The organism is Streptomyces sp. MK37H (assembly GCF_018035285.1).
In the GTDB taxonomy this organism is placed as follows: Bacteria; Actinomycetota; Actinomycetes; order Streptomycetales; family Streptomycetaceae; genus Streptomyces; species Streptomyces endocoffeicus.
In genome coordinates this window covers 1-12,697 of record NZ_JAAAYH010000267.1, presented here as the reverse complement: position 1 = coordinate 12,697, position 12,697 = coordinate 1, and the positions used below count along the sequence as shown (strand labels likewise).

At 71.2% G+C, this 12,697-nt stretch carries 5 protein-coding genes; 2 read left to right on the top strand and 3 right to left on the bottom strand.

The window, feature by feature from the left end:
* The first annotated feature begins 2 nt into the window (after positions 1 to 2).
* Entirely contained in the window at positions 3 to 1,913 is a 1,911-nt protein-coding gene (locus GWI24_RS29745; RefSeq protein ID WP_210948980.1) for a glycosyltransferase, read from the top strand.
* Positions 1,914 to 2,055: 142 nt separating this feature from the next.
* Here GWI24_RS29745 and GWI24_RS29740 read toward each other — a convergent pair whose 3' ends face one another.
* The 3 genes from GWI24_RS29740 to GWI24_RS29730 form a co-directional block, all read right to left on the bottom strand.
* The gene (locus GWI24_RS29740; protein ID WP_210948979.1) at positions 2,056 to 4,065 is read right to left on the bottom strand and encodes a glycosyltransferase family 2 protein; all 2,010 of its coding nucleotides are present in this window, start codon (positions 4,063 to 4,065) and stop codon (positions 2,056 to 2,058) included.
* Positions 4,066 to 4,207: 142 nt separating this feature from the next.
* Positions 4,208 to 6,457 (bottom strand): bifunctional glycosyltransferase/CDP-glycerol:glycerophosphate glycerophosphotransferase, encoded by a 2,250-nt coding sequence (locus GWI24_RS29735; protein ID WP_210948978.1) that lies wholly within the window; start codon positions 6,455 to 6,457, stop codon positions 4,208 to 4,210.
* 224 nt (positions 6,458 to 6,681) lie between these two features.
* A complete protein-coding gene (locus GWI24_RS29730; protein ID WP_210948977.1) occupies positions 6,682 to 11,691 on the bottom strand; it encodes an NAD-glutamate dehydrogenase in 5,010 nt (1,669 codons plus the stop codon).
* 454 nt (positions 11,692 to 12,145) lie between these two features.
* Between GWI24_RS29730 and GWI24_RS29725 the strand changes: the two genes are divergently transcribed.
* The coding region (locus GWI24_RS29725; RefSeq protein ID WP_210948976.1) for a DJ-1/PfpI family protein at positions 12,146 to 12,697 on the top strand (552 nt) is incomplete at its 3' end.

Here is a 12,697-nt window from a genome sequence, read left to right as displayed (position 1 = left end):
CCATGGAGCAGACCCTCGGGCTCAGCCGCCTCGACATCATCGCCGTCGACGACGGATCGGCCGACGGCACGGCGGAGGAGCTGGACCGGCTCGCCGCCGGCTGCCCCTCGCTCCATGTGGTCCGCGACCCCCACCCCTGCCGCGGCGGCGCCGGCGGCCCCCGCAACACCGGACTGGCCCGCGCCACCGGCGACTTCGTCTTCTTCCTGGACGCCGACGCCCGGCTCGCGCCCGACGCGCTGCGCCGCATGGTCGCGATGGCCGACCAGAACGGCACCGACGTGGTCCTGGGCAAGATGGTGTCCCCGGACGGGCGCGGCGTCCCCAAGGCGGTCTTCCGCCACAACCAGCTGCGCACCGACATCCACAGCTCCCACGCCTACGCCAGCCTGGAGCCCTGCAAGCTGTTCCGCCGCTCCCTGATCGAGCGGCTCCGGCTGCGCTTCCCCGCCCACCTCCGCCACGGCGAGGGCAAGCCCTTCACCGCGGCGGCCTATCTCAACGCCTCCGGGATCTCAGTCGTCGCCGACTACGACTGCTACCACCTGGGCCCGAACCCGGGCCGCGCCGCCCCCGGTCTCGCCGAGCGCGTCGAGGCCATGCGGCCGCTGTTCGAGACCGCCGCCCGGCACACCCGGACCGGCACCCGCCGCGACGCGGTGATGCGCCACCACATCCGGCGCGAGCTGTGCCCGGCCCTGCGGGCGCTGCCGCGCGAGGACGAGACCGAGGTCCGCGAGCGGTTCCTGCCCGAGCTGCGCCGCTGGGCGCTGGCCTACTGCTCCGACGCGCTCTTCCCCACCCTCACCGCGCCCGAGCGGCTGATGGTCCATCTGCTGCGCACCGGCCGCTTCGAGGATCTGCTGTCGGTCGTGCGCAATGCCAAGCGGGACGCCCGGTGCGGCCATCTGGTCGAGAAGGGCAGCGTCTACTGGCTGCACCCCTTCTTCCGCGACCCCGACGCCGAGGTCCCCGACGCCTGCTTCGACGTCACCGACCGGCTGCCGGTCCGTCACCACCTCGCGGGCGCCGGCTGGCACGGCCGCAGCACCCTGCGGGTGCGCGGCCGGGCGGCCATCGAAGGGCTGGCGGCCGACCCCGAGGAGGACCGCGCCGAGCTGGTGCTGCGCCGCCGCGAGGCGCGGGACGAGGTGCGGATCCCGGTGGACGCCACGGCCGAGGACGATCCCGCGCGGTTCGAGGCGGACGTGGACATCGCCACCGCCGACGGCGGCACACCGCTGCGCCCCGGTGTCTGGGACGTCTTCCTCGACGTCCGTGCCCAGGGCATCAGCCGCACCGTCCGGTTCGGCAACCGCCATGACGACCTGCTCGACATCGGCACCGCGCGCCGGGTGGTGGCCGCCGGGCCCGGGCTGCGCGCCCGGGTCACGCCGTACTTCACCAGCCCGTACCGCAATCTCTCCCTCGACATCGGCCCGGCCCCGGGCGGGGCGCCATGCGAGGTGACGGAGGCCGTGTGGCATCCGTCGGACAAGGGCACCCTCGTCGTCGCCGGACGGCTGCTGCCGCCCGGCACCCCGGCGCGCGGGCGGGTGCTGCGGCTGCGCGCCGAGCACACCGACGGACGGGTCCACGACCATCCGGTGCGGTTCGCCGCGGGGCATCCGGCGGGCGCCTTCACCGCCCGGCTGCCGGTGCGGGACCTGGGCCGCGGCCGGTGGACGGTGACGCTGGCCGTCGTCGCCCCCGGCGACGACCTGGGCCCGGGGCGCACCGCGCCCGCCGCGCCCGTGCCGCCGCCCGCCCGGCTGCCCGGCGCCCGCTGGGTGCGGCGCGGCCGGCCGTACTACGCCAAGCCGCTCATGGGGCGCGGCGAGGTGACCCTGGAGCTGCGAGTGGCCCCGGTCCGGCTGCTCGCCGCCGTACGCAACCGGCTGCGGCTGAACTGACCGGCTACGCGGTGATCCCGGGACCGGGGGTGGCCGACGGATCTTGACGCCTGCGGCAGGCTGTTCCCCTCCCCGCCCCTTCCCGCAGTCTCCGATATGCCGCGGGAAGGGGCGGGGAAAGATCCGCCGGACGTGGCCACGCTCACCACCCCAGCCGCCGCCGCACCCCCGTGACGACCTTGATCGGAGCCACCTCCAGGCCCAGGGCCCGCGCCGGGCCCAGGGCCACCGGCTTGGCGTAGTGCGGACGGCAGCCGAAGCGGAGCCATCGGGTGGCGGCCAGCCGGTCGAAGTACGGCACGATCGCGGTGCGACGCGGCGCGTCCTCCCCGGGTCCTTCCATGATCAGCGTCAGCGTCCAGCAGCCCGCGCCCAGGCGGCCGATCGGCAGCCGGGCGGTGAAGACGGTCGCGGAGCCGCCCTGCTCGGTGCGCACCGGCACCTCGTGCACCGCGCCCGTCCCCGTCTCGGCGCGCAGCCGCAGCACCCCGCCGTCCCGCACCGCCTCCTCGGTCAGCCGTCCGCCGACCAGCAGGGTGCTGCGGGTGCACCAGATGGTCCGGAGCACCTGGCAGGGCGGGTCGAGGGGATGGGCCACCTCGCCGACGTCGAGCGAGAGATTGCCGTACGGGGTGAAGTACGGCACCACCGTCACCGGACCCTGGGAGGTGGTGACGCGGCGCCGGGTGGGATGGGTGACCTCACCGCCCTCGCGGCGGTTGCCGAACCGCACCGTACGGCTGACGCCCTGGGCGCGGACGTCCAGATAGATGTTCCACAGCCCCCGCTCCAGCGGGGCGCCGCCGTCCGCGGTGGCCGGGTCGATCTCGGCGGTGAAGCCCGCCATCTCGTACCGCCGCCCCTCGCCAGGCAGCGGATGGGCGGACAGGCACGGCGTGGTGGGCAGCCGGACCTCGGGGCGGTCGGCCCGGTACTTGCGCAGCACGATCTCGGTGGCCGGGTCGAGGGAGTCCACGTCCTCGACATACGCGTGACCGGCCAGCCGCAGCACCCCGCCGTGCCAGCTCGCCGCCTCCAGGTGGTGCCGGACCGGCAGCCGGTCGGTCACGTCGAAGCAGATGTCGGGGACGGCGGCAGCGTGGTCGCGGAAGAACGGGTGGAGCCAGTAGACCCGGCCCTTGTCGACGAGATGGCCGCGCCGCTCGTCCTGTTTGGCGTTCCGGGCCACGGTCAGCACATCGTCGAAGCGGTCGGCGCGCAGCAGATGGACCAGCAGCCGGTCGGGGGCGTCGAGCCGCTGGAAGAGGGCGTCGGTCACCCAGGTGCTCGCCCAGTGCCGGAACTCGGGGAAGAACCGCTCCCGCGCGTCCTGTTCGCTCTCGCGGGGCAGCAGGGCGCGCAGCGGACCGCACAGCTCCCACTCCACATGGCGGCGCATGATCTGGTCCCGGCGCGGGCCCGGCTCCAGATAGCGGGCCACGGTCTCGAAGCACAGCCGGGTGCCGTCCATGCGGTGGGCGAGGTCGGAGGCGGTGAGGGTGAGGTTGGTGCGGTTCTCGCGGTAGCGGACGTAGTAGCAGTCGTAGTCGGCGACCACCGAGATTCCGGAGGCGTTGAGGTAGGCGGCCGCGGTGAACGGCTTGTCCTCGCAGTTGCGGTACGGCGGGAAGCGCAGCCGCAGCCGCTCGATGAGGGAGCGGCGGAACAGCTTCCACGGGCCCAGGGTCAGATAGGCGTGGGAGGAGAAGATGTCCGTACGGGGCTGATTGCGCTGGAAGACGGCCCGGGGCACGGCCCGTCCGCCCACGGAGGCGATCTTGCCGAGGACGATGTCGGTGCCGTGGGCGTCGGCCATGGCGACCATGCGGCGCAGCGCGTCCGGGCCCAGATAGTCGTCGGAGTCGAGGAAGAAGACGAAGTCGCCCCGGGCGTGGTCAAGGCCGGTGTTGCGGGGGACGCCCGCGCAGCCGGAGTTCTCCTGGTGGATGACGTGGAGCGCGGGGCAGGTACGGGCCAGCCGCTCCAGCTCCTCGCCGGTGCCGTCGGTCGAACCATCGTCGACCGCGATGATCTCGACCCGGTCCGGGCCCAGGGTCTGGTCCATCGCGGAGGTGACGGCTCGGGTCAGCTCCGGCAGGGCGTTGTAGGCGGGGATGATCACACTGACACGAGGTCGGGACAGAGCGGGCATGACGGCCTCCTGACTCCGGGCTCTCGACGGGTCGGGGTCGGGGTCACTCGGCGGACCGGGCGGCGGACTGGGGACCACGCGGCGGATCGGTCACTCGGCGGTGAGGGTCACTCCCGCGTTGAGGGTCACTCGGCGGTGAAGGTCACTCGGCGGTGAGGACGCCGCCGCGCGGCCCCGCCGGGGCGCTGTCCGCCAGGGGCCGCGTCTGTGGCGTGGGGGCGAGCGGGAGCGCGATGTCCTGGCCCAGCATCAGGGCCCGCACCACCCGCTCGGCCGCGTGGCCGTCGTCGAACCGGCAGAAGCGGGCCCGGAACGCGGTGCGCAGCGCGGTCGCGTCCGCGTCGCACCAGCGGCCCTCGCGGAAGACCTCGACCAGCTCCCGCTCGGTGCGGGCGACGGCCCCCGGGGTCTCGCCGGGGGACCCCGACAGCAGGTCGAAGTAGACGCCGCGGGAGGAGCGGTAGATGTCCCAGTCGTCGGCGTAGATCACGACTGGGCGGTCCAGCAGGGCGTAGTCGAACATCATCGACGAGTAGTCGGTGATCAGCGCGTCGGCCGCCAGGCACAGCTCCTCCACCGACCGATGGCGCGAGACGTCGATCACCGGCCCGGCCTCCTGGAGCCGGGCCAGATCGTCATCCGGCCGGTAGGAGTAGTGGGCCCGCACCAACAGCGTCGTCTCCGGGCCGAGTTCGCGGCTGAGCCGCTCCAGATCCAGCCGGGGCGTGAACCCCTTCTGGTAGTCGCGGAGGGTGGGCGCGTAGAGGAGGGCGGTGTTCCCGGCCGGGATTCCCAACCCCTCACGGATCCGCCGGATATCGTCCTCGGTCGCGGTGAAGAAGACGTCATTGCGCGGATATCCGTACTCCAGCAGCCGGTACGCGGCGGGGTAGACCCGCTCCCAGATCTGGCTGGAGTGCGGATTGGAGGAGAGGGCGAAGTCCCAGCGGTCGATGCGCTTGAGCAGATTGCCGAAGCTCATCCCGCCCGCGGCGGCGGGATAGCGCTGCTGATCCAGGCCCATGCATTTGAGCGGGGTGCCGTGGAAGGTCTGCAGATGCACCGTGCCCGGCCGCTTCACCACCTCATTGGGGAAGTTGACGTTGTTGATGAGGTATTTCGCGCGGGCCACGGTGCGGTAGAAGTCACGGGTGCCGGTGACGACGTAGTCGACGCCTTCCGGAAGGGTCTCGATCTCCGACTTCTTGACCGCCCACACCCCGTGGATCTCCGGCGCCAGCTCCCGCGCCTTGTGGTAGATCGCCCCCGGATTGCACAGCACCCCACGGCCCCAGTACGCGGAGTAGACGGCCAGGTGGGGGTCGACCGGACGCCGCCGGTGCAGCCGGTACAGGCCCTGCTTGGCGCGCGCCGCCAGCGGCGGCCGGACGGTCCGGCGCAGCTTGCGGGCCCCGGCGGCCGCCCGTACGGCCAGCTCGTGCTCGCGGTAGCGGAGGAAGGAGCCGGACGCCAGCGCCTCGAAGCGCCAACGGCCCTCGACCGGCGGGGTGAACCCGGCCGGGAGATGGGCGCGGTACCACCCGGCGGCCCGGGCGAAGAAGCGCGGCCGGTCCGCCGTCGCCACCCGGGACGTCCGGTCCAGGCAGAACAGGAAATGCGATACGGCCCGCTCGAAGAGCAGCGGGCGCAGCGGATCCAGATGCGGCCGGTCGTCGAGGAAGTCGAAGAGCCGGGCGTACTGCTGGAAGATGATGAAGTGCTTCTCGCCGGGGCTTCCCGTACTGGCCCCGACCCGCCGCTGCCGGTATTCCAGGCCCACCAGGTCCACACAGGCTATTCGCCGCGCGGTGAGCATCGTCTTGTACGACAGCAGGGCGTCCTCGTAGATGCCCTCGCTGAACGCGAAGCCGTGACGGACATAGAAATCCCGGTGGTAGACGCGATTGGACGACATCGCGAACAGCCGCAGGAATTCCGGGCGTTCGACGGCGGAGAAGACATCGGTGCCCGCCGAGGCCAGCAGTTCCCCGAAGAGGCTGGGGGCCCGGCGCTCCGACCAGTAGGTGCGGACGTGGTTGAAGTAGAGGATCTCCGGGTCGTGGGTGAGGGCGAGCCGGTCGGCGAGACCCTGGAGGGTGCCCGGGGCGAGGGTGTCATCGCCGTCCAGGAAGAGCAGATAGTCCCCGCTCGCCCGCTCCACCCCGGCGTTACGGGCCCGGCCAGGACCGGAGTTGACCCGCTGGTGCACGGGCACGACCCGGCTGTCGCGCGCCGCGTACGCGTCGATGATCGCGCCGCAGTGGTCCGGTGAGCGGTCGTCCACGGCGACCACCTCGAGGTCGGTGAACGACTGCGTCAGCACGGAGTCCAGGCAGGCGCTCAGATAGCCCTGGACGCGATAGGCGGCGATGACGATGGTGAAGCGGGGCATAAGGCTCCTCGGGACGCGGTGGCGGTTCGAGGCGCGAAGCACTCACTGACCACCCACGCTAGGTGGGTTCGTCCCGGTATGCCCGCTCGGTCGTTGGAGGGGCGCCCAAGCGGGTGACAAACGCCCCCGGCGGACATGAAGTCCACCGGGGGCGCGTTGAGCTGCTTTTTGAGGGCTCGGTTCGCCTCCGGGGCGCCCCTTTGGCTCACTCGCGGCCGACCGCGTCAGCTGTGGGTGCGCAGCAGCGTCCGCATCGTCCGCATCGCGACCGACAGATTGGCCAGGTCGAAGGTCTCCGACGACTGGATCTCATCGAGTGTGGTGCGGGCACGCTGGAGGATCGCGGCGTTCTTCTCCTCCCACGCCTTGAAGCGCTGCTCGGGCGTGGAGCCGTCGTCGCCCACCGACAGCACATCGGCGGTCAGGGCGGCCTGGGCCGCGTACAGGTCCTCGCGGATGGAGACCCGGGCCATGGACTGCCACCGGTCCGCGCGCGGCAGCTCGATGATCCGGTCCATCAGCTGGCTGATCCGCAACCGGTCGGCCAGGTCGTAGTAGACCTCGGCGACCGCCAGCGGGTCCTTGCCGGTGCGGTCCGCGATGGCCACGATGTCCAGCGTCGGGAAGGCCGAGGAGAAGCCCGCCACCCGGGTGGCCAGGTCCTCCGGGACGTGCGCCCCGGTCAGGTCGTCGTAGATCCGCTGGTACCACTCGATGTCGGAGCCGCGCAGCAGCTTGGGCAGCTGCGCCCGGACCGCGCCGACCCGCTCACCGAAGAAGTCGATCGTCTCGGCCAGCGCGAGCGGCTGCGGCCGGTTGTTCAGCAGCCAGCGGGTGCCGCGCTCGACCAGCCGGCGCGAGTGCAGCCGCATCCGGGTCTGGATGTCGGCGGCGACGACCGTGTCCAGCGCCTCGACCGCGTCCCACACCTGGTTCAGCTCGAAGATCGCGCGGGCCGCGGTCTGGGCGCGCACGACCTCCTCGGTGGAGGCCCCGGTCTCCTCCCGCATCCGGTGCAGGAAGGTCGTACCGGCGGTGTTGACGGTGTCGTTGACCAGCACCGTGGTGATGATCTCGCGCCGCAGGGCGTGGCCGTCGATGTGCTCGGGGAACCTCTGCCGCAGCGCCTGCGGGAAGTACGCGTGCAGCAGCCGCTGGAGATACGGGTCGTCGGGCAGCCCGGTGGTGATCAGCTCATCGGCCACCGTGATCTTGACGTAGGCCAGCAGCACGGCCAGCTCGGGCTGGGTCAGACCGCGCCCGGCGGAGAGCCGCTCGCGGATCTGGCGGTCGGTGGGCAGGAACTCCAGCGCCCGGTCCAGCCGCCCCTCGCGGCCCAGGCGGCGCATCAGCCGCTGGTGGGCGTGGAGCAGGCTGGAGGACTGGACGACGGAGTTGGCCAGCGCCACGTTCTGCGCGTAGTTGTTGCGCAGCACCAGCGCGCCGACCTCGTCGGTCATCTCGGCGAGCAGCTTGTTGCGCTGCTTGAGGGTGAGGTCGCCCTCGGTGACCAGGGCGTTGAGCAGGATCTTGATGTTCACCTCGTGGTCGGAGGTGTCCACACCGGCACTGTTGTCGATCGCGTCGGTGTTGATCCGGCCGCCGTTGGAGGCGAACTCGATCCGGCCGAGCTGGGTCAGGCCCAGGTTGCCGCCCTCGCCGACGACCTTGACCCGCAGGTCCTGGCCGTCCACCCGGATCGCGTCATTGGCCTTGTCGCCCACATCGCCGTGCGACTCGGTGGACGCCTTGACGTAGGTGCCGATGCCGCCGTTCCACAGCAGGTCCACCGGGGCCTTGAGGATCGTCTTCATCAGATCGGCCGGGGTCATCTTGGTGACCCGCTTCTCGATCCCGAGCGCGGCCCGCACCTGCGGGGTGATCGGGATGGCCTTGGCCGTACGGGGGTGGATGCCGCCACCCGCCGACAGCAGCTCGGCGTTGTAGTCCTCCCACGAGGAGCGCGGCAGCTCGAACAGGCGGCGGCGCTCGGCGTAGGAGGTGGCCGCGTCCGGGTTGGGGTCCAGGAAGATGTGCCGGTGGTCGAAGGCGGCGACCAGCCGGATGTGCTCGCTCAGCAGCATCCCGTTGCCGAACACGTCACCGGACATGTCGCCGACGCCCACGACCGTGAAGTCCTGGGTCTGGGTGTCATGGCCCAGCTCGCGGAAGTGGCGCTTGACCGACTCCCAGGCGCCGCGGGCGGTGATGCCCATGCCCTTGTGGTCGTATCCGGCGGAGCCGCCGGAGGCGAAGGCGTCCCCGAGCCAGAAGCCGTACGCCTGCGCCACATCGTTGGCGATGTCGGAGAAGGTCGCGGTGCCCTTGTCGGCGGCGACGACGAGATAGGTGTCGTCCCCGTCGTGGCGGACCACGTCCTTCGGCGGCTCGACCTGCCCGGCGACCAGGTTGTCGGTGATGTCGAGCAGACCGGAGATGAAGGTCTTGTAGCAGGCGATGCCCTCGGCCATCCAGGCGTCGCGGTCCACGGACGGGTCCGGCAGCCGCTTGCCGACGAAGCCGCCCTTGGCACCCACCGGCACGATGACCGTGTTCTTCACCATCTGCGCCTTGACCAGGCCGAGGATCTCGGTGCGGAAGTCCTCACGCCGGTCGGACCAGCGCAGGCCGCCGCGCGCGACCTTGCCGAACCGCAGATGCACACCCTCGACCCGCGGCGAGTAGACCCAGATCTCGTACGCCGGGCGGGGTGCGGGCAGATCCGGCACGGCCTGCGGGTCCAGCTTGATCGACAGGTAGTCGTGAGGCTTGTCGTCCCCGTTGTGCTGGCCCCTCTTGTCGCTTCCATCGCTGGCGCTCTGGAAGTGGTTGGTCCGCAGCGTCGCCTTGATCAGGGTGAGGAAGGAGCGCAGGATGCGGTCCTCGTCCAGCGAGGCCACCTGGTCCAGCGCCGCGTCCAGCTCCTCCAGCAGGGCGTCGGTCAGTTCCAGGCCCGCCCGCTGCCGCTCCGGCGACATCCGCGCCTCGAAGAGCGAGACCAGCAGCCGGGTGGTGTGCACATTGTTGCGGAGGGTGTCCTCCATGTACGACTGGCTGAAGGTGGAACCGGCCTGCCGCAGATACTTGGCGTAGGCCCGCAGCACCATCGCCTGCCGCCAGTCCAGCCCCGCGCCCAGCACCAGCTGGTTGAAGTCGTCGCTCTCGGCCTGGCCGGTCCACACCGCGGCAAACGCGTTCTGGAAGCGCTCACGGGCGTCGTCGGCGAGGGCTTCGCCCTCGCGCAGCGGCAGCCGCAGCCCGAAGTCGTAGATCCAGGCGGTGGTCTTGTCCGAGCAGCGCAGCTCGTACGGGCGCTCGTCCACCACCTCGACGCCGAGGGTGTTGAGCACCGGGAGCACCGCTGACAGCGAGATCTGGGCCCCGGCCCGGTAGATCTTGAAGCGGCGCTCGGCGTGGGCCGCGCCCACCGGCTCGTAGAGGCTGAGCGCGAAGTCCTTCTCGCTGTCCTTCAGCCGCTCCAGGTGCTGGAGGTCGGCGACGGCGCCGCGCGGGGTGTGGTCCGCCTTGTAGCCCTCGGGGAAGGCGTGCTGGTAGCGGCGGAGCAGCTCGGCGGCGCGCTCCTCGCCGACCTCGGAGACCAGCGCGTCGGTGAAGCCGTCGGCCCAGGAGCGGGCGGCCTCGATCAGCCGGCTCTCGATCCGCTCCACATCGGAGTCGGTGAGGTCGGGCAGCTCGGTGCCCGGCTGGACGCGGATCACGAAGTGCAGCCGCGAGAGCACCGATTCGGTGTGCAGGGCGGTGAAGTCGACCGGCGGACGGCCGCTCAGCTCCTCCAGCAGGATGTCGGTCAGCCGCAGCCGCACATCGGTGGTGAAACGATCACGCGGAAGGTAGACCAGCGCGGAGTAGTAGCGCCCGTACTCCTCCTGGCGCAGGAACATCCGCAGCCGGCGGCGCTCCTGGAGGTAGAGCACGCTGGTGGCGATCGAGCGGAGCTGGTCGACCGGGGTCTGGAACAGCTCGTCGCGCGGGTAGGTCTCCAGGATCTGCATCAGGTCACGGCCGTCGTGGCTGTTGGCCGCGAAGCCCGCGCCCGCGAGCACCTCGTCGACCTTGCGGCGGATCACCGGGACCCGGCGCACCGACTCGGTGTACGCGGCGGAGGAGAACAGCCCCAGGAAGCGGCGCTCGCCGATCACATTGCCCTCGGCGTCGAACTTCTTCACGCCGATGTAGTCGAGGTACGACGGGCGGTGGACGGTGGCGCGGCTGTTCGCCTTGGTCAGCACCAGCAGCTTGCGCTCGCGCGCCTTGGCACGGGCGTCGGCCGGCAGCCGGTTGAAGGCCTGGGACACCGGAGTGCCGGGGCCCGCGTGGGCGCTCTCGTCGGCGTCCTTGTGCTGCGGGTCGGAGCGGAGGATGCCGAGGCCGGTACCGGGCACCGCGGTCAGCGCGTCCTCCTCGCCACCGGCCTCGGTGGGGACCTGCGTCAGCTCGTACTCGCGGAAGCCGATGAAGGTGAAGTGGTCGTCCGCGAGCCAGCGCAGCAGCTCACGGGCCTCCTCCACCTCCTCCTCGCGGACCTCCGCGGCCTTCGGCTCGTCCGGCAGGCCCTCGGCGATGCGCAGCGCGGAGTCGCGCATCTTCTCCCAGTCCTCGACGGCCTCGCGGACATCGGACAGGACGCGCAGCAGATCGGCGGTGATCTGCTTCAGATCGCCGCGGTCGGTCTCGCGATCGGTCTCGACATGGATCCAGGACTCCACGACCGCGTCATGCGGAAGCTTCTTCCGCTTCTTCCGGGACGGGCCGTCCGGGGAGACATCGAGCAGCTCGATCAGCTTGCCGGTGATGTCACGGCGCACGATCACCTGCGGGTGGATCACGACATGGATGCCGCGCCCCTGGCGGGTGAGCTCATTGGTGACCGAGTCGACCAGGAACGGCATGTCGTCGGTGACCACCTCGACCACGGAGTGGCTGCAGGTCCAGCCGTGCTCCTCGACGGTCGGGGTGTGCACCCGGACGTTCGCCGTGCCCTGCGGACGCACCTCGGCGAGCCGGTAGTGGGAGAGCGCCGCCCCGAAGACATCGACCGGGTCACGGTCGGCGAGGTCCTCGGGAGGCGTGTGCAGGTAGTAGTGCTGGAGGTATGCGGTCAGGGTCTCCGGTCCTGGGCCCTGCACCGGTTGCCCCCCGGCAGGGCTGTTCTCAGCGACCCGGGCGGCCCGTTCGAGCAACTCGGCCTTGGCTTCGTCCAGCTTGGTCTGCATGTCCTCTGGCTCCTGTCGCGCGCCGTTGCGTGACATCGATGGCGGTGGCATGACGCCGCGACGCGAAAAATCCGGTCGTGGACGACGGTATGCCGGATCGGGAAATGGCCGGGGTGTACTCGGCCGTAAGTGACCAAGACCCCACGCGCCACGGGTCAGCGGCGGCTCGGGCCCGGGCCTGGTGGGGCGCCGGGCGCGGAGCGAGGGCCTCGTTGCCCTCACGGACTATCGCGCTGATCACGCAGTAAGGCTATCGCTCCACCCCAGGGGGTCGTCATGAGCCGTTCGTGTACAAAACCGGGCCCTGAAGTTTGACGAAATGGACAGCGACCGGGAGGGGCGCACGGGCCGATGATGCGCCGCTCATGCCCTCTTGGCAAAGCGTGGGCGCGGATGCACCGTGATCTGGACGGTGGTAAGCACGGTGGTAGGCGTGGACCTGGAGGTGCGTGGCATGGCTGCGAAGATCCTGCTGGTGACCGGCGACGCGGCCGAATCGCTGGAGGTGCTCTACCCGTACCAGCGGCTGCGCGAGGAGGGGTACGAGGTCCATATCGCGGCCCCGAGCCGCAAGACGCTGCGCCTGGTGGTCCATGACTTCGAGGAGGGCTTCGACACCTACACCGAGAAGCCGGGCTATACGATCCCCGCCGACCTGGCCTTTTCCGAGGTGGACCCCGGGCAGTACACCGCCCTGGTGATCCCGGGCGGCCGGGCCCCGGAGTATCTGCGGAACGACCCCGAGCTGCGCAAGATCTGCAAGGCGTTCTTCGACGCGGACAAGCCGGTGGCGCAGATCTGCCACGGCCCGCTGCTGACGGCGGCCGTGGGCGGCCTGAGCGGGCGGCGGGTCACCGCGTATCCGGCGCTGGAGCCGGACATGCAGGCGGCGGGAGCGGACTACCAGGACGCGGAGGTCGTGGTCGACGGCACGCTGATCTCGTCGCGGGCGTGGCCGGACCATCCGGCGTGGATGCGGGAGTTCCTGGCGGCGCTGCGGTCGAAG

What these genes read in the sequence shown, in the direction of transcription:
- GWI24_RS29735 (WP_210948978.1), bottom strand. Translation starts at nt 6,457, where the DNA reads ATGCCCCGCTTCACCATCGTCATCGCCGCCTATCGCGTCCAGGGCTAT.
- GWI24_RS29740 (WP_210948979.1), bottom strand. Translation starts at nt 4,065, where the DNA reads ATGCCCGCTCTGTCCCGACCTCGTGTCAGTGTGATCATCCCCGCCTAC.
- GWI24_RS29730 (WP_210948977.1), bottom strand. Translation starts at nt 11,691, where the DNA reads ATGCAGACCAAGCTGGACGAAGCCAAGGCCGAGTTGCTCGAACGGGCC.
- GWI24_RS29745 (WP_210948980.1), top strand. Translation starts at nt 3, where the DNA reads ATGGAGCAGACCCTCGGGCTCAGCCGCCTCGACATCATCGCCGTCGAC.